Genomic DNA, 22,964 nt, shown 5'->3' with positions numbered 1-22,964 from the left:
CGCCCGGCCTTTTTTTGTCTTACAGTAGGAAGAAACTCAAGCTTCATGTAAAATGGAAGGGAGAAACGTGCAGAATAGAAAAGGAGTACAACGATGAGGCGGGGACTACAAATTATTTTAATCGCGGCAATCCTCTTTGCTTTCTATTTTTTCGGCTTCGGGGTGTTCGGAAAGTTCGGAGGGATGCTCGTCAGTATATTTCAAACCTTGACCGTTGTTACCATCGGTCTCGCCATATTTATGGAAAACCGCAATCCTTCCAGCACGATGGCCTGGATTTTGGTGCTGGCCTTGCTGCCGGTCGTCGGTCTGATCCTGTATTTTTTACTGGGGCAAAACTATTTCAAACGGCGGAAATTCGATAAGAAAGCGGAGGAGGACCGGAAAAGCTACGAACGTATCGATCATAACGGAAGCATGCTGCCCCGGGATTTGTCGCAATTTACGCCGGGACAGCAGCGGCTGCTGCAAATGTCGCAGCGGATCGCCAGGACTCCGTTTTCCATGGCTACCCGTACGCGGGTTCTGACCAACGGGGAAGAAACGTTCTCGACGCTGCTGAAGGAATTGAAAAAAGCGCAGCATCACATTCATATGGAATACTATATTTATCGAGCGGACGACATCGGCCGGGAAATCCAGAAGACGCTGATCGAAAAGGCGAAAGCCGGGGTGGAAGTCCGCTTTATGTTCGATGCGGTCGGAAGCCTGGGGCTGCCGAAATCGTTTGTGAACGAATTGCGGGAGGCCGGGGTCAAGGTGGGCATTTTCGGCGAGGTGCGCTTTCTGGCCTTGTCCAGCCGGGTGAATTACCGCAACCATAGGAAGATCGTCGTGATCGACGGAAATACGGGCTTCATCGGCGGGCTGAATGTGGGGGACGAATATTTGAGCCGCAGCAAAACCTACGGCTTTTGGCGCGATACCCATATGCTCGTCAAAGGGGAGGCCGTGCGGTCGATGCAGGTCATCTTTCTGCAGGACTGGCAGTATGTGACCGGCGAAAGGATCATGGACGTCGAATATTTGTCCCCGGAGATGGAGCAGGGCTGCAGCGGTGCGGTACAGGTTATACCGAGCGGCCCGGACAACGAGAGCAAGGCGCTGAAGAACATTTTCTTCGCCATGATTACTTCGGCCAAAAAGTCGGTCTGGCTGGCAACGCCGTATTTTATCCCGGATGAGGATATTCAGACGGCATTACGGGTAGCCGCATTATCTGGCATCGACGTGCGGATCCTGTTTCCGGCCAAGCCGGACAAGTGGCTGCCGTTTCTCGCTTCCCACTCCTATTTTCCGTCGCTTTTGGAGGCCGGGGTGAAGATTTTTGAGTATGAGAAGGGTTTTCTGCACTCCAAATTGCTGATTGTGGACGGCGAGGTGGCGACGGTGGGAACGGCCAATATGGACATGCGCAGCTTTCACTTGAATTTCGAGGTCAACGTCCTGCTCGTCCAGGCCGACAGTATTTCCAAAATCGTCCAAGATTTCGAGCGCGATTTGCTGTCGACGACCCGAATTAAAAGGAAGGCCTTTATGAAGAAGAAAATCGTCGTCCGGTTGATGGAATCGGCCGCAAGGCTGATGTCCCCCTTGTTGTAAGAGGGGCAAGCGGCCGTTTTCGGCGGAAGAGCGTAATTTTAAGGAGGAAAAAAGATGGCGGACACATCCGGGCGCAAGTCCGAACATATCCGTATTTGCCTGGAGGAGCGGGTCGAGGGCGAAGGAATCCGGACCGGTTTCGAAAAATACCGGTTTCGGCATAATGCGCTGCCCGAGCTGAATTTCGAGGAGGTCAGCCTGAAGACGACGTTCCTCGGCGCTCCGGTACGGACGCCGCTGCTCATCAGCTCCATGACCGGCGGGAGCGAGCTCGCCGGGCAAATCAACGACCGCCTGGCGGAAGCGGCGGAGCGGCGGGGCTGGGCGATGGGCGTCGGCTCGGTGCGCGCGGCGGTGGAACGCGGGGAGCTCGCTCCCACGTTCGCGGTCCGGCGCAAGGCGCCGAGCATCCCGATCATCGCCAATCTGGGCGCGGTCCAGCTGGCCTACGGCTTCGGCGCGGACGAATGCCGGCGCGCCGTGGAGATCGCCGAAGCGGACATGTTGGTCCTGCATTTGAACAGCTTGCAGGAAGTGTTCCAGCCGGAGGGGAACACCGCTTTCGGCGGGCTGCTCGCCCGGATCGAGGCGGTCTGCCGGACGCTGCCTGTCCCGGTCGGCGTCAAGGAGGTCGGCTGGGGCATCGACGGGGGGACGGCCAAACGGCTTCGGGAAGCCGGCGTTGCCTTCATCGATGTAGCTGGCGCCGGAGGCACCTCCTGGAGCCAGGTCGAGAAGTTCCGCAGCGCCGATCCGGTGCGCCGCGCGGCCGCGGAAGCGTTCGCGGATTGGGGCATCCCCACCGCCGAATGCATCCGCGAGGTAAGGGCGGCGGTGCCGGACGCAGCCCTGATCGGCAGCGGGGGCCTGAACACCGGCGTGGACGCCGCCAAAGCGCTGGCGCTTGGCGCGGACCTGGCCGGGTTCGGCCGGGCGCTGCTGGAACCGGCGGTGCATTCGGAGGAGCGGCTCGACGCGCTCTTGGAGCGCGTTGAGCTGGAGCTTCGCACCGCCATGTTCGGGGTCGGCGCCGGGACGGTGGCGGCGCTGCGGAATACGCCGCGCCTGGTCCGGCGCGAGTAGGGGGACAAGCCAGTGAAAGCATCCGTTTGGAAATGGAACCGGCGTATGGCCGCGGGTACGGCGATCGGAGCGGTGATGTACGGATTAACGAGCTGGATCGGCATCCCGATCGTGCCGGATACCGATCTCAGGCCGGCCATCGCTTTGTTGGCGATATTCGGCGCGATTTTCGGGCCGTTTTCCGGTCTGATTGCCGGGTTTACCGGACACGTCATCAACGATTTGATCTTCGCCAGCGAGGTGTCCTGGGGCTGGGCCCTGGCCTCGGGCATCACGGGCGCCTGCATGGGCCTTGTCTATTTCGCGAGGGATTTCGATCCGGAAGCCGGGAGGATCCGTAAAGGCCATATGTTAATATTGCTTATCTTCGGGGTGATTGGCATTTTCGGGGCGCTCGCCTTTACGGGCTGGTTCGATATCTATGTGATGAAATTTCCCGATGAAATCGCTATTACTCAGGTGATTTCGGCCGGAATCGCCAACGTCTTCGTCTTTATCGTCCTGGGTCTCCCGGCGGTCTGGGCGTACGGCAACCGGCACAAGTCCGCGGCGTTTTGAACGTGGGGCGGCTGGCGGCTCCTTCCGGGCTGCGCTTAAATTAACGGGAAAATCTCCCGTTAATGTCCCGCTCTTGGCCTCTCGATCGGATTTAGCTGGAAAAGCTCCATCTATTTTGCGGCCCTATTGCCAAAATACACAATTTCAGGCGAATTAACGGGAGATTTTCCAGCTAATTCGCCTCTGCAGCCGCATACGTACCAAATTAACGGGAAGAATTCCCTTTATTTCGAACCAACCCCTTAGTTGCAGGTTTAGGTAGGGGCCTCCCTTTTCCCGAATGGCAGGCGCAGCCGAATTGGGGGCGTCAAATTGGGGGGGGGGCGAATTGTGGGTTGCCCAATGCTGTGTGACTGAATGCTGTGTGACTGAATGCTGTGTGACTGAATGCTGTGTGACTGAATGCTGTGTGACTGAATGCTGTGGCTGAATGATGTGTTGCCGAATGCGGAGTTGGCCGGATTTTACCGTAATTTTCGGGGTCTTCTTGAAATCTGCCCGGGGGATAGGTACTATGGTTGAAGAAGATGAGCAATTACAAGAATGAGGAGTTGTCATAGATATGGCTTTAAAGGCTGGAATCGTGGGCCTTCCGAACGTCGGAAAATCCACGTTGTTTAACGCAATTACGCAGGCGGGTGCGGAATCCGCGAACTATCCCTTCTGTACGATCGATCCGAACGTAGGGGTTGTGGAAGTCCCCGACCCGCGCCTGGACAAATTGACCGAATTGGTCGTGCCGAACCGCACCGTGCCTACGGCGTTTGAGTTCGTGGACATCGCCGGACTGGTGCGCGGCGCGAGCAAGGGCGAAGGGCTGGGCAACAAGTTTTTGGCCCATATCCGGGAGGTCGATGCCATCGTTCATGTGGTCCGCTGCTTTGAAGACGAGAACATCACGCATGTGGACGGCAAGATCAACCCGATCAGCGATATTCAGACGATCAATCTGGAGCTGATCCTGGCGGACCTCGACAGCGTCGAGAAGCGGATCGAGCGCTCCCGCAAAAATATGAAGGGCGGCAACAAGCAATACGCGCAGGAAGTGGAATTGCTGGAACGCATCAAAGAAGCGCTCTACAACGATCAACCGGCGCGCAGCGTGGAACTGACCGACGATGAGAAGCTGATCATCCGCGATCTGCATCTGTTGACGCTGAAGCCGGTACTATACGCGGCTAACGTCAGCGAGGACGGCGTGGCCGATGCGGACAGCAATCCTTACGTGCAGCAGGTCCGGGATTTCGCGGCCGCGGAAAATGCCGAGGTCGTGCCGATCAGCGCCAAGGTGGAGGCGGAAATCGCCGAGCTGGAAGGCGAGGACAAGGCGATGTTCCTGGAAGAGCTGGGATTGCAGGCGTCCGGCCTGGACCGGTTGATTCAAGCGGCATACCGTTTGCTTGGTCTTTATACGTATTTTACCGCCGGGGTTCAGGAGGTCCGCGCTTGGACGATCCGCAAGGGGACGAAAGCGCCGGCCGCGGCGGGCGTCATTCACTCCGACTTTGAGCGCGGCTTTATCCGCGCGGAGGTCGTATCCTATGACGATCTCGTTGCCGCCGGTTCGATGAATGCCGCCAAGGAACGCGGACAACTTCGCCTGGAAGGCAAGGAGTACGTCGTACAGGACGGCGATGTCATGCATTTCCGGTTTAACGTGTAGGGCAAAGATGGGCAAGCGGGCCCCTTGCAACTTCGTTTTCAAGCAAGCGGGCGCCGCCGATCACAAGTCTGCCGCTGTTGCGGCAGGCTTTTTTTATACGGACCCGGAGACCTCCTGGCCATGATTTCACGGGGCGCATCCCCTCTGTTCAATCGTATGGCTATATGGTATAATGTTATGTTGTTTACCTAAAAATCGTTTTTACAAATCATCGATTATTTTCTTCGCGAAAATTGTCATAGAGAGAGGTGACTTCCTTTGTTGGACCGTCTGCAATCCCTGGCTGACCGGTACGAGAAGCTGAGCGAGCTGCTCTGCGACCCGGATGTGGCCAATGATACCAAGAAGCTTCGGGATTTATCCAAAGAACAATCCGATTTACAGCCGGCCTATGAGGCGTATACCGAATACAAGCAGGTCATCGAAGAACTGGAAGCCGCAAAAGCGATGCAGGCCGAGAAACTGGATGACGAAATGCGCGAAATGGTCAAGATGGAAATCGAAGACCTTACGGGGCGCCAACAGGAGTTGGAGGAAAAAATCCGCGTTCTGCTGCTGCCGAAAGATCCGAACGACGACAAGAATGTCATCGTCGAAATCCGCGGGGCGGCCGGAGGCGATGAGGCGGCGCTGTTTGCGGCCGATCTTTATCGCATGTACACCCGTTATGCGGATACGCAGGGGTGGAAAGTGGAAGTCATGGACGTCAATGAAAGCGACCTCGGCGGCTTTAAAGAGGTTATTTTCATGATCAACGGCCGCGGCGCGTACAGCAAGATGAAGTATGAGAGCGGCGCTCACCGCGTGCAGCGGATTCCGTCCACGGAGTCCGGCGGGCGGATTCACACTTCGACTTCGACGGTGGCGGTCATGCCGGAAGCCGAGGAAGTCGACGTGGAAATTCTCGACAAGGATATTCGCGTCGACACGTTCTGCTCGAGCGGCGCGGGCGGCCAATCCGTCAACACGACGAAATCGGCGGTCCGGGTTACGCACATTCCTACTGGCATTGTAGCGACGTGTCAGGACGGCAAATCGCAGAACTCCAATAAGGAAAAGGCGCTCCAGGTACTGCGGGCGCGGATTTCCGATATGAAGCGTCAGGAAGAGGAAGCGAAATATGCCGGTGAACGCAAGAGTAAAGTGGGAACCGGGGACCGCAGCGAGCGGATCCGGACATATAACTTCCCGCAGAGCCGGGTGACGGATCACCGGATCGGACTGACTCTGCACAAGCTGGATCAAGTCATGAACGGAGAGATCGAGGAAATCGTCTCGGCGTTGACGCTGGCGGAACAGGCCGAACTGATGGATAAAGGAGAATAATGTTGAACGGTAACGGATATGTGTTATCTGGAGACCTGAATATTTCGGAAGCCCGCAGAGAGGCTTCCTCTTTTTTAGCGGCGCGCGGCGTGGCCGAGCCGGAGTCGAATGCCGAGCTGCTGCTGCGGCATGTGCTCGGTTTGGAGGGCGCGGCGTATTTGGCCGCCCTGCGCGATCCGTTCCCGCTTGAGCGCAAAGCCGAGTGGGAGGAGGTCATCCGCCGCAAAGCGGCGGGCGAGCCGGCGCAGTATATTATCGGGGAACAGGATTTTTACGGCCTGACCTTCAAGGTCACGCCGGCCGTCCTGATTCCCCGTCCGGAAACGGAGCTGCTCGTGGAGGCGATCGTCCAGGCGGCCGATCGCCTGTGGCCCGGCGGCGCTCCGCAGGCCGCCGACATCGGCACCGGCAGCGGCGCGATCGCTGCCGCCCTGGCCCACCTGCGCCCGTCCTGGCGCATTTCGGCGAGCGATATCTCGCCGGAAGCGCTCGCGGTGGCGCAGGAGAATGTCCGGCGGCTCGGCCTGGACGTCGCTTTCAAGCAGGGCAACCTGCTTGAACCGTTCGCGGGCGAGCCGCTGGACATCGTGGTCAGCAATCCGCCTTATATTCCGGCGGATACGATCGCGCACCTGCAGCCGGAAGTGCGCGACCACGAGCCGCGCGGCGCGCTCGACGGCGGTCCGGACGGGCTGGCGCCCTACCGGACCATGATGGCGCAGCTGCCGCTGCTGCCCCGTCCGCCCCGGCTGATCGGCTTCGAGCTCGGGATGGGGCAGGCCGGCGAGGTCGCCGAGCTGCTGCGCCAAGCCGGCTGCTGGAGCGAGATCGTGACGATCCCGGATCTGGCCGGTATCGACCGGCACGTATTGGGCATCGCCTAAAGGGCGGTGCTTTTTCGTTCACCGGACCGTAAAAAGCGGCCTCACCATACTCCCGTATCCAAATTTTCCGCGGAAGGATTGGGCAGAACGCCCAATAGACTTTAACCGGAGAATTCCTATACAATGGGAAGAGGATAAAATCAGGATGGCGGAGGACAGAGGAAATGCTGACCAAATTTAAAAAAATCGACTTTACAATCGTGTTCATCCTGCTGCTTCTGATGGGAATCAGTATTGCGGTGCTCTACAGCGCCACTTCGGGAACAAAATACGACGGCTATCATATCCGGATGTTCGTCTATTATTTACTGGGGTTTGCGGTGTTCTTTTCCGTGTCCCTGATAGATTTCAGACTGCTTATCAAATATGCGGTTTATATTTACTCGTTCGGTATCGGCCTGCTCATCGTCGTGATGTTTGCCGGTAATACGTACCACAATGCGACCGGTTGGCTTACGCTGCCCGGGGGGCTCAGTTTCCAGCCGGCGGAATTTTTCAAACTGCTGCTCGTCCTGTTTCTGGGCTTCATGCTCCTCCGAAAAAGAAAACCGAAGCTGATGTTTTGGCGCGATGTGGTGCCGATCCTGCTGGTGACCTTTATTCCGTTTGTGCTCGTCATGGCTCAAAACGATCTGGGGAATGCGCTCAGCTACCTCGTCATTTTGGCCGGGATGCTGTGGATCGGCAACATCAAATATACCCACGCCTTGATCGCCCTGGTGCTCTTTGCCGGCTCGGTATTCGGGGGGATCACCGCTTATAAGGTGTATCACGAACAAGTTTACAAATTTTTCGAAGAGATCGGGCGGGCCCACTGGATGGCGCGGATCGATCCCTGGCTGATGCCGGAGAAAGCTTCAAGGGACGCGATCTACCATACGCAAAACGCCAAGTTGGCGATCGCCTCCGGGGGAATGACCGGCGAGGGATACCTGCAAGGGGAGACCGTCCAGTCGGAACGGGTTCCGCTGACGTATTCCGACTCCATCTTCGTGGTGATTGCCGAGGAATTTGGATTTATCGGGAGTTCGGTGCTCCTGCTGCTCTATTTTGTACTGATTCATCGGCTCATTTTAATATCCCTGGATTGTCGGGACCGAAGCGGACCTTATGTCATCGTAGGGATCGTTGCGATGTTCCTGTACCAGGTGTTTGAAAATATCGGCATGTTTATCGGCCTGATGCCTTTGACCGGGATCACGCTCCCGTTCGTCAGTTACGGAGGAACCTCGCTGCTGATCAACATGGCCTGCATTGGCGTAGCGATGAGTATTCGGATCCATGGACATGAGGCGGAAGAAGATCAGCCGCTTACGACAACGCGTTACACGCGGGTCAAATCGCAAAACCAGTAAAATGCTCGGAAACCGGTAAATGCTCAGAGACCCGTGCTGTTCGGAAGTCCGAGAACGAAGGTTTGTCCGGAGGGTGTCCCGTAAGTCATCTTGAATGACGAGGGATGCCCTCTTTTCGTATAGTGACAGCGTCACGCCCCGAGATGCAGGGTAACTATGGAACCTTTTAACTCGTCCTCGTCGCAAAAATTCTTTTTACGGGTACGGGATGGGGGATGTATCTTTGTCCACTTTTGAAAAGACAGATTTAGGTTTTGTCTTTGACTGGTGGACGTTTTTCCCACGGCCTCGCATCGCCTTGCGATTTCATAGATTCATAGGTTTACTTCTCTCTTGAACGGACATACTGATAGACATCATAGAGTGCAGGGAGTGGAAGGGCTATGCGGCGGGGAAAAAAATACGGACTTATTATCTTCAGTTTGATGATTTTATTGATGTCCTGGGAGGGGCAAAAAATAGATTCGGCGGCGGCCGAAGGGGCGATTCCCCAGCAATCGATCCGGCTGCGGATTTTGGCCCATTCGGACGGCGTGGGCGATCAAATCGTCAAACGCCGGGTACGCGACGCGGTGGTCGAGCAGATGAACGCCTGGGTCGGCGAGCTTGAGGACCCGCAAAGCCTGGAAGCCGCCCGCGGCGTGATCCGGGAGCATCTGGACGAAATCGGGGAGCGGGTCGGGGAAACGTTGGCGGAAAGCGGAAAAAAGTACGGCTATAAGGTGGAACTGGGGATGGTTCCTTTTCCGACGAAAATGTACGGGGGCGCGGTTTATCCCGCGGGGGACTATGAGGCGCTTCGCGTTACTTTGGGAGAGGGGAACGGCAAGAACTGGTGGTGCGTTTTGTTTCCGCCGTTGTGTTTTGTCGATGCGGGAAGCGGGGATGCGCTGCAGAACGGTCAGGGAAGCCAGGCGGTCTCTGCCAAGGGAGGAGCGGATAAGCCAGTTCAGGCCGAGCCTGGGGAGACGAAGGTGCGTTTCTTTTTGTGGGATATGCTGGTGCGCTTGTGGGATTGGATCGCCGGGCTGTTTCGATAAAAATATACGGGTATCAAAGCAAACCGTGCAGATGGAGGCTCTGCGCGGTTTTTGTTTCGGTTATAATAGAAGGGTTCGTATATTATAAAAAGTTGGGACGGTTTGCTTATGGAACATCATCAGTTTTTACCGAATGAGGAAGCGGGGCAATCCCGGCGCACGCGCTGGTGGGATGTGTCCGTTTTAATAGATGGGGCAACCCCGGAGGTACAGGCGCGCCTGGAAGCGGAGCAGGGCTTGGCGGAAGCGGGCGGGGTGCTGGCGGCGGGCGGAACGGTGGCCTTTCCGACCGAGACGGTTTACGGGCTCGGTGCGGATGCGCGGAACACGGCGGCGGTGGAGGCGGTCTTTGCCGCTAAAGGGCGGCCGTCCGACAATCCGCTGATCGTGCATATCGCGGACCTCAGCCAGCTGGAAGGCCTCGTCACGGAGGTGAACGGGACGGCGCGGCGGCTGATGGATGCGTTTTGGCCGGGGCCGCTGACGCTGGTGCTGCCCGCGGCCCCCGGCGCCGTCTCGCCCCGCGTGACGGCGGGGCTGGACACCGTGGCCGTGCGGATGCCGGCCCACGACATCGCGCTGCGGCTGATCGCCGCAGCGGGGTGCCCGGTGGCGGCGCCCAGCGCCAACCGGTCCGGGCGTCCGAGCCCGACGCTGGCCAGCCACGTCGGGGACGATCTCGCCGGCCGTATCGACGGTATCGTCGACGGCGGGCCCACGGGGGTGGGCCTCGAGTCGACGGTGGTGGTGGCCGGCGACGACGGCATCGTGACCGTGCTCCGCCCCGGCGGGATCACGGCGGAGCAGCTCGCCCGCCATGCGGCGGACGTGCGGCTGGACGCCGCCCTGCAAAGCGCCGCGGAGGCGGGCGGACGCGACGAGGACATGCCGGCGCCGCGCTCGCCGGGCATGAAGTACACGCACTACGCCCCCCGCGGGGCGCTGCGTGTGGTGACCGGCGCCGCCCCGGAGCGGGTGGCGGCCGCCATCCAGGCCGAGCTCGACGCGGCCAAGGCGCGCGGGGAGGTCACGGGCGTGCTCGCCTTTGACGAGCACCTTCCGCTCTACCGCGCCGACTGCGTGCTTTCGCTCGGCAGCCTGACGGCGCTGGAGACGGCGGCGCATCGTCTTTACGCGGCGCTCCGCCGCTTCGACGACGGCGGCGTCACCTTCATTCTGGCCGAGTCCTGCCCGCGGGAAGGACTCGGCGCCGCCGTGATGAACCGCCTGCTTAAAGCGGCGGGCGGAAAGGTAATAAAGGTGTAGGGAGATATCGGATATCCTTAACGGAGGGAGGTCGAAGGCGAAATGATATCGATCGGGCTGACCGGCTGGGGAGACCACGAAGCGCTGTATCCGCCGGGGACTCCGGCCAGAATGAAATTGTCGCTGTATGCGAGGCATTTTCCGATCGTCGAGGTGGACAGTTCGTTCTATGCCGTTCTGGGCGAGCACACTTACCAAAAATGGCTGGACGAAACGCCGGCCGATTTCACCTTTATCTTGAAGGCTTACCGGGGCATGACCGGGCACAACCGCGGCAAAAGCCCCTACGGCGGGCCGGGTGAGATGTTTCAGGCTTACCTGGATTCGATTCGCCCGATGGTGGAATCGGGCAGATTGAAAGCCGTCATGTTTCAATTTCCGCCCTGGTTTGATTGTACCGCCGACCATATCCGGCGCCTGCGCGCGGTCCGAAAATGGATGGGGCACCTTCCTTTGGGCCTGGAATTCCGCCATCAGAGCTGGTATGCCGCCGGGGTGCGCGACAACACGATCTCCTTCATGCGGGACGAGGGCTGGATTCACATTATTTGCGACGAACCCCAGGTGGGACAGGGTTCGGTTCCCGCCGTCTTGGAACCGACCGACCCGAACTTGACGATCGTCCGGCTTCACGGCCGAAACGAAGGCGGCTGGCTGCAGGGCGGCGCGCCCAATTGGCGGGAGGTTCGCAATTTGTACCGGTACAATCGCGATGAGCTGTCGGACTGGCGCGATAAATTGGCGATGCTGGAAGAGAAGGGCACCCGGGAGATCTGTATGATTTTTAACAATAATTCCGGCGGGGACGCCGCTCCGAACGCGCTCGAAATGATGGATCTCTTAGGGTTGGAAACGGCGGGCCTGCCGCCTCAGCAGCTTGATTTGTTTGGCGAAACCGAATAACGATCATGACTTGCCCATTGTCCGCATATGGTTGTACAAGTAGTTTTTGGACATGGGGGAGTGCAGGTATGACGGAGGCTTTTGCCCGATTGGGGGAATGGATGACGGTTCTGCTGATGGCCGTAGCCTTGGGCATGGATGCTTTTTCGCTCGGCGTCGGCATCGGAATGAAAGGGGTAGGGAGAAAGGATGCGGTCCGCATTGGCGCGACGGTGGCTCTTTTTCATATCCTCATGCCCTTAATCGGCATTTCCGCCGGCCAGTATGTCGGCGACCTGCTCGGTCATCTGGCGCGGTATGCTTCGGGGGGATTGCTGCTGCTTTTGGGCGCTCACATGATCTTCAGTTCCGTGAAGGGCAGCGGGTTTCAATCCATCGACCACCGAACTTTGTGGGGAGTCGTACTTTTCTCGCTGAGCGTGAGCATCGATTCCTTCTCCGTCGGGGTCTCCTTGGGGATGTTTCGTTCCGACTTGCTGTTGACGGTGCTGGCCTTCGGGATCTGCGGCGGATTGATGTCCCTGATGGGCCTGGCTCTCGGACGTAGCGTCGGCCCGAAGTTCGGAGAATATGGCGAGGCGGCCGGCGGCTCGATACTATTCACGTTTGGACTCCTGTTTATCTTTTGATACAATAACACTGATCCGAACCGAAGAGAGATGAAGGGCTATGGCGTTTTGACGGAGGTGACTAGCGAATGCGGATTTTGTTTGTATGTACGGGAAATACATGCCGGAGCCCGATGGCTGAAGGGATGATGCGCCAAATCGCCAAAGAGCGCGGGCTTGATGTCGAGGTGCGCTCGGCGGGGGTAGCCGCAAGCGATGGATCATCGATGTCTCGTCATGCGGAATCGGTTCTCAAGGAACAGGGAATCATGGACCGGATCGTATCGACCTCGCTCCACGGGGAGTTGGTCGAATGGGCCGATTTGATTCTAGCCTTGACGGAAGGGCATAAGCGGCAGATCGTGTATACATTTCCGGCGGCGGTGGACAAAACATATACGCTGAAGGAATATGTCGAGGATAATGCTGACGTACTGGCTGAAAAGGAAGAGCTGCAGCGCTTGGCGGCCGAGCTGGAACTGGACCGGGCGCTTGGGAAAAAGCCGGACGACGCGGCTAGGCGCAGATTGAACGAATTGCTTCACCGCTTGCCGGTATATGATATTTCCGATCCTTTCGGCGGTTCGCGGGAAGATTACGATCGGGCCGCGGCCGAAATCCGGGCGGCTTTGGAGAAGTTGGCCGACAGGCTGGCGAGCGACCGGGATCATTCCGGCGATACCGGATGGGGATGAATTGCCGGTTGCATTTGTGAGGGTTATGCTTTATTCTTAAGCTAGAAATGAAGATCCGATGTGACTGGCGACGAAAGTGGATGAAACCACGGTGGAGCATCGGAATATACGGCCGGTCGCCTGGGCAAAGAGCAAGACGCGTTGGTAGCGTCATGCTCTTTTTTCGTAAGCGGGACTTCTTTATCGTCAATATCCTTGCCGTTTTAGGTATAATAAGGATAGTTGTATGACGAGAACCGACATTTTTCGGAAAGAAGGGGTATCACGATGGAAACGGCAAACGCCGGAGAGATCCGGGAGCAGGTTGCTGAAATCCTGGAGGAGCTGGTGCAGGCCGCCGGACTCCGGCCGGGGCGGGTCGTCGTATTTGGCGTGAGCACGAGCGAGGTGGCGGGAGCCCGAATCGGCACGGGCGGCGCGGAGCAAATTGCGGCCGAGCTGTTCGCCGGTATCGACGAGGTTCGCCGCAAGTACGGATTTGACGTCGCCTTCCAATGCTGCGAGCACCTGAACCGTTCGCTTGTGGTGGAACGGGCCGTGCTGGAGCGCCTCGGGCTTACGGAGGTAGCCGCGGTTCCCGTAGCGAAGGCCGGCGGCTCGATGGCGGCGGTCGCATACCGCAGCTTGTTCGAACCGTGTTTGGCCGAAAGCATTGAAGCCCACGCCGGTTTGGATATCGGAGAGACCTTGATCGGCATGCATCTGCGTCGCGTCGCGGTCCCTTTCCGCCCCACCCTGCGGTATGTCGGGAAGGCCCGGGTCAACGCGGCCTGGACGCGTCCGAAGCTGATCGGAGGAGAGCGTGCGGTATACGCGTTGCCCAAAAACGGGGATTCGCGGTTGTGTGATTGAAGTTGTTTATTATTTAACATAGGAGGACTATGGACATGGATCAATTGAGAAAGCAAGACCCGGCGGTATTGGAAGCGATGAATCTGGAACTGAAGCGTCAGCGGAACAACATTGAGCTGATCGCCTCGGAGAACATCGTCAGTGAAGCGGTCATGGAAGCGATGGGTTCCGTATTGACCAACAAATACGCGGAAGGTTATCCGGGGAAACGCTACTATGGCGGCTGCGAACGCGTCGATATCGTGGAAAATATCGCCCGCGACCGGGCCAAGGAGCTGTTTGGCGCCGAGCATGCCAACGTTCAGCCGCATTCCGGCGCACAGGCCAATATGGCGGTCTATCTGGCCGCGCTGAAGCCGGGAGATACCGTACTCGGGATGAACCTGGCCCATGGCGGACACTTGACGCACGGCAGCCCGGTCAACGCATCCGGCCTTCTTTATAATTTCGTGGCGTACGGCGTACAGGAAGATTCCTTCCTGATCGATTACGACGAAGTGCGCAAAGCCGCGTTCAAACACCGTCCGCGCCTGATCGTGGCGGGGGCGAGCGCGTACCCGCGCGTCATCGACTTTGAAAAGCTCGCTTCCATCGCCAATGATGTCGGCGCTTTGTTCATGGTCGACATGGCGCATATCGCCGGTCTCGTCGCTGCCGGGCTGCATCCGAATCCGGTACCGCATGCTCACTTCGTGACGACGACGACGCACAAAACGCTGCGCGGACCGCGCGGCGGCCTGATTTTGTGCCGCCAGCCATGGGCTGCTGCGATCGACAAGGCGGTATTCCCGGGTACGCAGGGCGGACCTCTGATGCATGTGATCGCCTCCAAAGCGGTGGCGCTGGGCGAAGCGCTGCAGCCTTCCTTCAAGACCTATGCGGAGAATGTGGTCAAGAATGCCAAAGTCCTCGCGGAAACGCTGATGGCGGAAGGTCTGAACATCGTTTCAGGCGGCACGGACAACCACTTGATGCTGGTGGACACGCGCAACCTGAACATCACGGGCAAGGACGCCGAGCATGTGCTTGATTCGATCGGCATTACGGTCAACAAAAACGCGATTCCGTTCGATCCGACCAGCCCGTTCGTGACCAGCGGCATCCGCATCGGAACGCCGGCCGTAACCTCCCGGGGAATGGACGAGGAAGCGATGAAAGTCATCGGTCGGACGATCGCATTGGTCCTGAAGAACCCTAAAGACGAGGCGTCTCTGGAGAAAGCCCGTCAGCAAGTTGTCGAACTAACCGATAAATTTCCGATTTATCCGGAACTCAGCTACGAATAAGCGCCTGATTTAGCGGAAGGTTGACCCGTCGATGCGGGTCGGCCTTTTTTTTCGGAGAACACCCTATATCTTGCTAGCTAAATATGCAATAATTAATCTATGATAGCGCATACAAAACGATGACCGCCGGGTGAGAACATGGTATCAAGCAGACAACAGCGAATGCTCAAACAATTGATGGAGAACGACGGGGCCACTTATATATCTTTGCAAAATTTGGCGGAGGAGTATGGGATCTCTTTGCGTACGGTACGAAACGACTTGTTGGGGCTGGAGGATTGGCTCATGGAGCGGGGGGTGCGCCTGGAGCGCGATCGTACCGCCGGTGTCCGGCTTCGGCTCGGCAGCGACCAGTCGATACGGCTTGCCGCGCAGACGCAGCAGCGTCCCGACTATATGGATGCGAAGCAACGGATCGGACTGCTGCTCAAGCAGCTCCTGCAAGAGGCGAAGCTGCCCGTCAAAGAGGTCATGAAGGAGTTCGGGATCAGCAAAAATACGCTTTTGCAGGATTTAAGCGAAATTAAGCGGCGGTTGGAGCGCTGGGAGTTAACCCTGGTCCGGGACCGGGGGGTGCTTTGCGTCACGGGTGCGGAGAAACTCAAGCGAAGCGCTTATTTAAGTTTGCTGCGCGCCGAGATGACCGACGACCGGTTGTTCCGATATATTCTGGATCAACGGGAATATGGGGAACCGCGGTTACCGATCACGCCTTGGAAAGATTGGTTCAACACCGAAGATACCGCTATGCTATTCGATACGATGCAACGCCTGGAGGAGAAAATGGGCGTTCAATTTACGGATGCCGGGTACTCCACCCTAATTCTTCACATCCTCATGGCGATGGAACGATTGCGGGGGACGCATTCGATCGAAATGGATCCCGAATCCCTGTCCGAGCTAAAAGGCCATGATGCGTATGAATTGGTGAGGACAGAGGCGGGCCCGCGGATTGAGGAGCATTTTGGGGTGAAGCTTCCCGCGGCGGAAATCGGTTATATCACCCAGCATATTCTCGGGGCTCAAAAACAAAGTCTGCCGGCCGAGGAACAAATGATCGTCGAGCTGGCCGAGCAAATGGTGGTTCGTATCGAGCGGGATTTGGGGCGAAAGCTGCAGTTATCCGACCAAATTGTCCAGGGATTGGCCATTCATTTGAAGCCGGCCATTTACCGGGCCAAGTTCGGGCTGCAATCGAAAAATCCTTTGATGCGGCAATTGGAAGCCCAGTACGGAACATTGCTCGATTTGGTGGAGCGGGTTGTAAATGACGTGATGAAACCCTGGTCCGTTCTTTTTGATCGGGACGAGGTCGGTTATATTATGCTCCATATCGGGAGCGGGCTGATCCCTCCGCAGGCTCCTCTGCGCAAGCGCGTGGCGATCGTATGCGGTTCGGGCCTCGGCACTTCGGCCATGCTGAAGCGGCGGATGGCCGTGGTTTTTCCCCAGGTTGATGCTGTGGGGACATACTCGTATAAAGAGTCGGCAGGCATCAAGATCGTCGAAGTGGATGCCATCGTCAGCACGATGGAAATCAGCCACGCTTTGCAGGTGCCCTGGGTCAAAGTGTCCCCGCTTCTCGACGAATCGGACCAGAAGCGAATCGCGAGCTTCTTGGGTGTCGCACCTTCGGGGGAATCCGCGGCGGCTGCTGCTTCCGTCCAAGCGGTTAATGACATTCTCGAGGCGGTTGAGCGAAATGCCCATATCCATAACCGCAACGGCTTGCTGGAGGAACTGCTGCACTTGTTCCAGGGCGGAAGCGGTCGGGACAAGCGGCCGGCCGGGGAGTATACCCTTACTTCGTTATTACCGCCGGATTCCATCCGCCTTGGATTAGCCTCCGTTCCGTGGGAGGAAGCCGTTCGGGAGGGGAACCGGATTCTGATGGCAAAAGGGGTTTCGGACGCAAAATACGGAGATGCCCTGGTCGAAATCATCCAATCCAATAAGCATTCATTTATCATCCGATCCGGAGTGGCCTTTCCCCATGTATATATGCCGGAGTGTGTGGCGGCAACGGGCTTCAGCTTAATGACCTTTCGCGAGGCGCTGGCGTTCGGACCCTCCGCTCAACCGGTTTGGCTCGTTATTACGCTGGCGGCCATCGATAAGGAGCGGCATGTGGCTGCGCTCGGGACATTGCTGGAGGTTATGAACGACGAATCGTTCATGGCCGATTTGAGGCAAACCGCGGATGCGGACGGCCTGTGGCGAAGGCTGCGGGAGAAGGAGGGCAAATGAAGAAGATCGTCATCGCTTGCAACAGCGGTCTGGGGACCAGCCTGATGATCCGGTTAAATGTGGAGGCCCTTATGAAGGAGTTGAGCGTACAGGCTCAAATCGAGCATACGGATATCACCTCGTTGGATGCTTATGATGCGGATCTGATTATAGGTTCCAGCTATGTTATAGAATCCCTGCACTTGGCCGGGACGGCTGAACTGATCGGACTGGAGGACATTACGGACCGGCAGCATCTGAAAGCCCGGCTTATGGGATCCGGAACGCTCCGGGACTGGTTCGCCTGACAAATGAAATAAAATGAAGGATATGAATACCTAGACGGGAGGTTACCCCATGAATGCGACGCAAGTCATCAGCAAGGGACTACTCGGGGAACCTGCCCTGCTGCTCGGATTAATCGCGTTTATCGGACTGCTGCTGCAGAAGCAGTCGTTTCAACGGCTCATTCATGGCACGATCAAGACCATGCTCGGGTACACTTTGCTGCAAATCGGCGCCAACGCCGCCGGCTCATCCTTATCCAATTTATCGGCGGTCATCCAGAAAGGATTTCAAATTATCGGGATCATCCCGCATAACGAGACGATAACCGCTTTGGCCCAGATTAATTACGGTGAAGAGATCGCGCTAATTATGCTGGCCGGGATGATCGTCCATCTCTTGATTGCCCGCCTGACTCCGGTCAAATACATCTTTCTGACGGGGCATCATATGCTGTTCATGGCCTCGCTGCTGGCGGGCGTTCTGGTTTCGATGTCCATGCCGTTATGGCAGGTGATGGCGGGCGGCGGTTTGGTCTTGGCTTTGTGCATGTCGTTTGCCCCGCTGATCGCCCAGCCTTATGTTCGACGGGTGACGGGAAACGATGACTTTGCGCTGGGGCACTTCAATAGCGTCGGATATGTTCTAAGCGGGTTTATCGCCTCGTGGTTCAAGAAGGGGCCCGAGCCGCCGGAGTCGCCTGGACTGCAAAGGCTTCGGTCTTTTTTTCAGGATCATATGGTCGTGATCACAGGGTTCACGTTCGTCCTCTTCCTTTTTTCGGGACTGTTCGCCTCTTCCGGAGGGATTGCCGAGATGTTCTCCGGCCGCCATCTTCTGGTCGTTTCCCTGATTCAGGCAACCTGGTTCGCGGGAGGGTGCTACGTTATCCTGGCGGGCGTACGCATGCTCCTGTCCGAAATCGTCCCCGCTTTCAAAGGGATTGCCGACCGCGTTGTTCCGGGGGCTATCCCTGCTCTGGATTGCCCGGTGATGTTCAAGTTTTCGCCTTTTTCGGCCATGGTCGGCTTTCTTCTGAGTTTCGCGGGGGGGCTTGTGGCGATGGCCGTGCTATTCCAGGTTCAGTACACGGTGATCATCCCCGGGGTAATTCCGCACTTTTTCTCGGGGGGGACGGCCGGCGTTATCGCCTATAAGATGGGAGGCCGCAAGGGCTTGGTCGTCGCTTCGCTATGCCATGGGTTTGCGATTACCATGCTTCCGACATTACTGATTCCCCTGCTGTCCAATCTCGGTTATTTGCGGGCGACCTTCGCCGATAGCGACTTTTCGGTCATCGGTGTGATGGTCCATAAGTTATTCGGTTGGTTGCTGGGATAGCGGCCGTTCAAGGGGCTTACCCTTGGACGGCCGCTTTGCGGTTTTGGTCCGCTGTGCGCTTTTTCAGCAGGTTGTGGGCAAGGGAAAGCCACCCGAGCGGTGTAAAGGATTCTTACGCACACGCTTGGACTGCAACTAATGGTTTGGTTTCGATCAAAGGGAATTCCTCCCGTTAATTTGGTGCGTGGGCGGCTGTAGAGGCGAATTACCTGGAAAACCTCCCGCTAATTCGCCTGAAATAGCGTATATCAGCAATTGGGCCGCAAAATAGATGGAGCTTTTCCAGCTAAATCGGATCGAAGAGCCAAGAGCGGTATATTAACGGGAAGTTTTCCCGTTAATAGTGTAGACTTCGACGGTGGGACCAGCCCGTTCTTTCTTTACGAAAGAAAATCCATCCTAAAGCTTGTCTATCGAGTCCAGAATCCGGTTGACCGGGGATTCGTACTTCTCCCGCAATGCGATGACGGTCGAATCCGTAGCATACAGCATTTTATTGTCTATTCCATGGATCACATATTCCTTCTCAAACAACCCGATTTCGGGATCATGCTCGTACGTAAGCACCCCTGCTGTTAAACCCGTTGTTGTAGTAATGACATCCCTGCTCTTGAATGTAAAACCCTCTTTATAATCGGGAAAGTGGATCAGCAGCGCATCCAGCTCCTCTTCCAGCGGAAGTGCTGCTTCTGTTTGTTCCCGGATTTCAATCAAAACATTCGTCTGCCAATTGGCTTCCGCATCGGGAGCCATAATCAGCAGTACGTTTTCCTCTTTCAATTCCTCGACCGTCCAATCCTTGGGATAACGAAATTGAAGCGCTTTTTGTGTATCTCTGTAAATCAGGTATTCGTCTTCATCTGAAACGGACGGTCTTGATGGGTTCAGACGAATCGGCTTATTTCCCTTTTCGGTTAATGGAGGAAATTGGAGGCATAGAGAGCTGGCGCAGCCGGTGTCTAGTCCCTTCGTTCGTCCTAATTCATTAGTTTTATATGAATTTTCACACGAACTGGTTCTATCCCTTCCTGCTGGGCCGATACATTGGGATTTCCACAAGAAGGCGGGGCCGGGCTTTTTGGTCCGCCCGTTTTTTTGCCGCAAGAAGTGGCAGAGACTTGGACTCACAGTTTTGTAAGCGCAACCAATATAATTAAGTCATAAATGATAAAGGGGGATTTCAAGATGAGTAAAAAGAGATGGATGAGTTCGGTAGCCGTATTAGCGGTGGCGGCGCTGCTCTTTACAGGTTGCGGGTCATCCGGGGGAAACTCCGGCACCGCGGGGGATAAGACGGGGCAAAATGCCGGGGCTGCGGACAAGCCGCAAGGCAAATTGACGGTTTATGTCGGCTTTCAGGAAGATCACGCGGTAGCCGCCATCAAAAAATTTACGGAAGACACCGGGATCGAGGCGAGTATGATTCGGATGTCGGCCGGGGAAATTCTCGCTAAGATCCGGGCCGAGAAAGACAACCCGCAGGCGGATGTCTGGTATGGGGGCCCGGCCGACACGTTCGTCCAAGCGGCAAACGAGGGATTGCTGCAGCCTTACCAGTCGCCTGTCGCCGAAAAGATAGACGCCAAGTACAAAGACCCGGACGGCTATTGGACGGGCGTATATGTCGGAGCGGTCGGCTTTGCGTCCAATAAGGAGTTTCTGGCGAAGAAAGGCGTGGAGACTCCGCGGCGGTGGGAGGACCTTCTGAATCCGGCCTTTAAAGGCGAAATCGTCATGGCGGACCCGGCGTCCTCCGGTACGGCTTATACGGCGATGTATTCCGTCCTGAAGGTGATGGGGAGCGAGGAGGGCGGCTTCGATTACCTTAAAAAACTGCACCCCCAAGTCCAGCAGTATACGACTAGCGGCTCCGCACCGGGCCGAATGGTCGGCATGGGAGAAGCCGGCGTAGGCATTTTGTTCGCGCACGACATCATTAAATACCAGGAAGAAGGCTTCGACAGCCTTGTGCTGACGGTTCCTGAGGACGGTACGGGATACGAGACGGGATCGATCGGCATCATCAAAAACACCAAAAACGAAGAGCTCGCCCAGAAATTTGTCGATTGGGCCTTGTCACCGGCCGCTCAGGAACTTGGCAAGACGGTGGGAAGCTTCCAAAACTTGACGAATCCGGATGCCGTAGGACCGGAACAGGCTTTGAATTTGTCCGATATTCGTATGGTTGATTACGACGTAGTTGAAGCCGGTAAAGAACGTCAACGCCTGATCGACAAATGGAGCGCCGAGGTCAAAAAATAAATAACTGGGGACTACCTCCAAAGTTGTTATCTAGAGAGGAGAGAGCTTGAATGAGCGCCATGTTCAAGAGATTCAAGCGCGAGCCGCTCCTGCCGATTCTTATCGTGTTGGTCATGCTCTGCTTACTCGTTTTTATCGTATATCCATTATTCCAAATCTTTAAATCCAGCTTCGTCGGTTCGTCCGGCGAGGTTGGTCTGGAGGGTTACCTGCGTGTCCTCTCCGGAGGAGGATTGTTCCAGGCCCTGGTTAATTCGCTGGTGCTGGCCGTCCTAACGGCCACGCTGTCCACGGCCATCGCCTATGTTTTCGCCTATACGTTTGCCTATGTAAAGGTACCCTTTAAAAAGTTGTTTAACGGCATCGCTATCTTGCCGGTGATTTCACCGCCGTTTGTCATCGCGTTGTCCGCGATGCTGTTGTTCGGAAAACAAGGATTGGTGACCAAAAATTTGCTTGGCCTCGAAAACGCCAACATTTACGGGCTGCATGGGTTGGTCCTCGTGCAGACGCTATCGTTTTTTCCCATCGCGTTTCTGACGCTGTCGGGCTTGCTTCGCTCGATTAGTCCTTCCCTGGAAGAGGCGAGTCAAAATATGGGGGCCAGCCGCTTAAAAACGTTTCTCAGCGTGACGTTGCCGCTATCCGTTCCGGGGATCGCCAATGCATTCTTGCTTGTATTTGTTCAGTCTCTTGCGGATTTCGGCAACCCCATGACGATCGGAGGAAATTACTCTACGGTGGCCAGAGAAATCTATTTGCAGGCGGTAGGGAGCTATAATTTGCAGGCGGGCGCGGCGCTGGCCATGATTTTGCTGACCGTGACGATCATCGTGTATATCCTGCAAAACTTCTGGGTCGGCAAGAAGAGCTATGTCACGGTAACGGGCAAGCCGACCGGACAGCGCAGGATGATCGAGTCCGGGGCGATCAAACACGGGTTATTCGTTTTTTGTATGATTATGTCACTCGCCGTTATCGCCTTTTACACACTCGTCCCCGTCGGTTCGTTTATCAAACTGTGGGGGATCAATAACAGCCTTACCCTGGATCATTACAAATACGTTTTCTCCATCGGGCAGAAGGCGGTAAAAGATACGCTGATGCTGGCCATCGTCGCCACGCCGATCGCGGGACTTTTGGGGATGATTATTGCGTTCCTGATCGTTCGTAAAAGATTCATGGGCAAAAGAGCGCTCGAAGTTATCAGCATGCTGTCGATTGCCGTACCGGGAACGGTGATCGGGATCGGCTACATTCTGGCCTTCAATAAGGCGCCGCTCGCTTTAACCGGAACGGGACTGATTATCGTGGCCGCGTTTGTCGTACGCTCGATGCCGGTGGGCATTCGCTCGGGTGTCGCCGCCTTGCAGCAGATCGACCCGAGCATCGAAGAGGCCGCGACGAACCTGGGGGCCGGGGGGAGCAAAGTGTTCACCAGCGTAGTACTCCCGTTGATCAAGTCCGCCTTTTTCAGCGGTCTCGTCAACAGCTTTGTTAAAAGCATGACCGCGATGAGCGCCGTCATTTTCCTCATTTCGGCCAAATATAACCTGATTACCGCATCGATTCTGGCACAGGTCGAGGCGGGGCGGATCGGTGTGGCCAGCGCTTACTGTACCATCCTGATTCTCATCATGATCGTGGCGTTGGCGTTAATCAACTTGCTGGTGAAATGGATGGGCGGTAAAGAACGCTCCGCTTAAAGGGCGTCCATTCTTGAAGGAGG

General features: G+C 56.6%; 20 protein-coding genes and 1 riboswitch. Of the genes, 19 read left to right on the top strand and 1 reads right to left on the bottom strand.

Annotated features, from left to right (window positions below):
• Positions 1–93 precede the first annotated feature (93 nt).
• The 17 genes from cls (at position 94) to LBW89_RS13580 (ending at position 18,973) form a co-directional block, all read left to right on the top strand.
• Complete coding sequence (cls, locus tag LBW89_RS13660) at positions 94–1,602, top strand: cardiolipin synthase (protein ID WP_148453058.1); 1,509 nt, start codon at positions 94–96, stop codon at positions 1,600–1,602.
• A 54-nt stretch (positions 1,603–1,656) separates the two neighbouring features.
• Positions 1,657–2,685 (top strand): type 2 isopentenyl-diphosphate Delta-isomerase, encoded by a 1,029-nt coding sequence (fni, locus tag LBW89_RS13655; RefSeq protein WP_213507666.1) that lies wholly within the window; start codon positions 1,657–1,659, stop codon positions 2,683–2,685.
• Between the two features lie 12 nt (positions 2,686–2,697).
• Positions 2,698–3,243: an ECF-type riboflavin transporter substrate-binding protein gene (locus tag LBW89_RS13650; protein WP_225039349.1), complete on the top strand. Its 546-nt coding sequence runs from the start codon at positions 2,698–2,700 to the stop codon at positions 3,241–3,243.
• 562 nt (positions 3,244–3,805) lie between these two features.
• Positions 3,806–4,906 carry a redox-regulated ATPase YchF gene (gene ychF / locus LBW89_RS13645; RefSeq protein WP_148453054.1) on the top strand — a complete coding sequence of 367 codons (1,101 nt, stop codon included), beginning with the start codon at positions 3,806–3,808 and terminating at the stop codon, positions 4,904–4,906.
• A gap of 258 nt (positions 4,907–5,164) precedes the next feature.
• On the top strand, positions 5,165–6,232 hold the full coding sequence (gene prfA / locus LBW89_RS13640) for a peptide chain release factor 1 (RefSeq protein ID WP_148453052.1): 1,068 nt from the start codon (positions 5,165–5,167) through the stop codon (positions 6,230–6,232).
• The gene (gene prmC, locus LBW89_RS13635; RefSeq protein ID WP_225039348.1) at positions 6,232–7,116 is read left to right on the top strand and encodes a peptide chain release factor N(5)-glutamine methyltransferase; all 885 of its coding nucleotides are present in this window, start codon (positions 6,232–6,234) and stop codon (positions 7,114–7,116) included. Before prfA ends, prmC begins: the two co-directional genes overlap by 1 nt.
• A gap of 164 nt (positions 7,117–7,280) precedes the next feature.
• Positions 7,281–8,471, top strand: a complete 1,191-nt coding sequence (locus LBW89_RS13630; RefSeq protein ID WP_225039347.1) for an FtsW/RodA/SpoVE family cell cycle protein — start codon at positions 7,281–7,283, stop codon at positions 8,469–8,471.
• Positions 8,472–8,854: 383 nt separating this feature from the next.
• Positions 8,855–9,511, top strand: coding sequence for a stage II sporulation protein R (gene spoIIR, locus LBW89_RS13625; RefSeq protein WP_225039346.1), 657 nt, complete (start codon positions 8,855–8,857; stop codon positions 9,509–9,511).
• A gap of 108 nt (positions 9,512–9,619) precedes the next feature.
• The gene (locus LBW89_RS13620; protein ID WP_225039345.1) at positions 9,620–10,777 is read left to right on the top strand and encodes an L-threonylcarbamoyladenylate synthase; all 1,158 of its coding nucleotides are present in this window, start codon (positions 9,620–9,622) and stop codon (positions 10,775–10,777) included.
• Positions 10,778–10,819: 42 nt separating this feature from the next.
• Positions 10,820–11,680 (top strand): DUF72 domain-containing protein, encoded by an 861-nt coding sequence (locus LBW89_RS13615; protein ID WP_225039344.1) that lies wholly within the window; start codon positions 10,820–10,822, stop codon positions 11,678–11,680.
• Between the two features lie 68 nt (positions 11,681–11,748).
• Positions 11,749–12,309 (top strand): manganese efflux pump MntP family protein, encoded by a 561-nt coding sequence (locus tag LBW89_RS13610; RefSeq protein WP_148453040.1) that lies wholly within the window; start codon positions 11,749–11,751, stop codon positions 12,307–12,309.
• Between the two features lie 68 nt (positions 12,310–12,377).
• Positions 12,378–12,983 (top strand): low molecular weight protein arginine phosphatase, encoded by a 606-nt coding sequence (locus LBW89_RS13605; protein ID WP_225039343.1) that lies wholly within the window; start codon positions 12,378–12,380, stop codon positions 12,981–12,983.
• Between the two features lie 50 nt (positions 12,984–13,033).
• Positions 13,034–13,116, top strand: a riboswitch (ZMP/ZTP riboswitch).
• 134 nt (positions 13,117–13,250) lie between these two features.
• Positions 13,251–13,835 carry a TIGR01440 family protein gene (locus LBW89_RS13600; RefSeq protein ID WP_213507677.1) on the top strand — a complete coding sequence of 195 codons (585 nt, stop codon included), beginning with the start codon at positions 13,251–13,253 and terminating at the stop codon, positions 13,833–13,835.
• Positions 13,836–13,870: 35 nt separating this feature from the next.
• Positions 13,871–15,121 (top strand): serine hydroxymethyltransferase, encoded by a 1,251-nt coding sequence (gene glyA / locus LBW89_RS13595; protein ID WP_225039342.1) that lies wholly within the window; start codon positions 13,871–13,873, stop codon positions 15,119–15,121.
• 162 nt (positions 15,122–15,283) lie between these two features.
• A complete protein-coding gene (locus LBW89_RS13590) occupies positions 15,284–17,368 on the top strand; it encodes a BglG family transcription antiterminator (RefSeq protein WP_263639153.1) in 2,085 nt (694 codons plus the stop codon).
• The gene (locus LBW89_RS13585; protein WP_213507682.1) at positions 17,365–17,655 is read left to right on the top strand and encodes a PTS sugar transporter subunit IIB; all 291 of its coding nucleotides are present in this window, start codon (positions 17,365–17,367) and stop codon (positions 17,653–17,655) included. The genes LBW89_RS13590 and LBW89_RS13585 overlap by 4 nt, the downstream gene beginning before the upstream one ends.
• Before the next feature lie 49 nt (positions 17,656–17,704).
• Positions 17,705–18,973 (top strand): PTS ascorbate transporter subunit IIC, encoded by a 1,269-nt coding sequence (locus tag LBW89_RS13580; protein WP_148453027.1) that lies wholly within the window; start codon positions 17,705–17,707, stop codon positions 18,971–18,973.
• Between the two features lie 399 nt (positions 18,974–19,372).
• Here LBW89_RS13580 and LBW89_RS13575 read toward each other — a convergent pair whose 3' ends face one another.
• Positions 19,373–19,753, bottom strand: coding sequence for a hypothetical protein (locus LBW89_RS13575; protein WP_225039340.1), 381 nt, complete (start codon positions 19,751–19,753; stop codon positions 19,373–19,375).
• A 405-nt stretch (positions 19,754–20,158) separates the two neighbouring features.
• On the opposite strand from LBW89_RS13575, the gene LBW89_RS13570 reads away from it, so the two are divergent.
• On the top strand, positions 20,159–21,235 hold the full coding sequence (locus LBW89_RS13570; protein WP_225039339.1) for an ABC transporter substrate-binding protein: 1,077 nt from the start codon (positions 20,159–20,161) through the stop codon (positions 21,233–21,235).
• A 50-nt stretch (positions 21,236–21,285) separates the two neighbouring features.
• On the top strand, positions 21,286–22,941 hold the full coding sequence (locus tag LBW89_RS13565; RefSeq protein ID WP_225039338.1) for an ABC transporter permease: 1,656 nt from the start codon (positions 21,286–21,288) through the stop codon (positions 22,939–22,941).
• The last annotated feature ends 23 nt before the right edge of the window (positions 22,942–22,964 follow it).

Source organism: Paenibacillus sp. alder61, from assembly GCF_020179875.1.
Classification (GTDB): Bacteria; Bacillota; Bacilli; order Paenibacillales; family Paenibacillaceae; genus Fontibacillus; species Fontibacillus faecis.
This window is presented reverse-complemented; position numbering and strand designations above follow the sequence as displayed.

Bases quoted from the DNA above. Each gene is read 5' to 3' on its own strand.
- ychF (WP_148453054.1), top strand. From the start codon at position 3,806: ATGGCTTTAAAGGCTGGAATCGTGGGCCTTCCGAACGTCGGAAAATCC.
- LBW89_RS13620 (WP_225039345.1), top strand. From the start codon at position 9,620: ATGGAACATCATCAGTTTTTACCGAATGAGGAAGCGGGGCAATCCCGG.
- prmC (WP_225039348.1), top strand. From the start codon at position 6,232: ATGTTGAACGGTAACGGATATGTGTTATCTGGAGACCTGAATATTTCG.
- LBW89_RS13570 (WP_225039339.1), top strand. From the start codon at position 20,159: ATGAGTAAAAAGAGATGGATGAGTTCGGTAGCCGTATTAGCGGTGGCG.
- cls (WP_148453058.1), top strand. From the start codon at position 94: ATGAGGCGGGGACTACAAATTATTTTAATCGCGGCAATCCTCTTTGCT.
- LBW89_RS13585 (WP_213507682.1), top strand. From the start codon at position 17,365: ATGAAGAAGATCGTCATCGCTTGCAACAGCGGTCTGGGGACCAGCCTG.
- LBW89_RS13615 (WP_225039344.1), top strand. From the start codon at position 10,820: ATGATATCGATCGGGCTGACCGGCTGGGGAGACCACGAAGCGCTGTAT.
- glyA (WP_225039342.1), top strand. From the start codon at position 13,871: ATGGATCAATTGAGAAAGCAAGACCCGGCGGTATTGGAAGCGATGAAT.
- fni (WP_213507666.1), top strand. From the start codon at position 1,657: ATGGCGGACACATCCGGGCGCAAGTCCGAACATATCCGTATTTGCCTG.
- LBW89_RS13565 (WP_225039338.1), top strand. From the start codon at position 21,286: ATGAGCGCCATGTTCAAGAGATTCAAGCGCGAGCCGCTCCTGCCGATT.
- LBW89_RS13600 (WP_213507677.1), top strand. From the start codon at position 13,251: ATGGAAACGGCAAACGCCGGAGAGATCCGGGAGCAGGTTGCTGAAATC.
- LBW89_RS13590 (WP_263639153.1), top strand. From the start codon at position 15,284: ATGCTCAAACAATTGATGGAGAACGACGGGGCCACTTATATATCTTTG.
- spoIIR (WP_225039346.1), top strand. From the start codon at position 8,855: ATGCGGCGGGGAAAAAAATACGGACTTATTATCTTCAGTTTGATGATT.
- LBW89_RS13610 (WP_148453040.1), top strand. From the start codon at position 11,749: ATGACGGAGGCTTTTGCCCGATTGGGGGAATGGATGACGGTTCTGCTG.
- LBW89_RS13580 (WP_148453027.1), top strand. From the start codon at position 17,705: ATGAATGCGACGCAAGTCATCAGCAAGGGACTACTCGGGGAACCTGCC.
- LBW89_RS13630 (WP_225039347.1), top strand. From the start codon at position 7,281: ATGCTGACCAAATTTAAAAAAATCGACTTTACAATCGTGTTCATCCTG.
- LBW89_RS13605 (WP_225039343.1), top strand. From the start codon at position 12,378: ATGCGGATTTTGTTTGTATGTACGGGAAATACATGCCGGAGCCCGATG.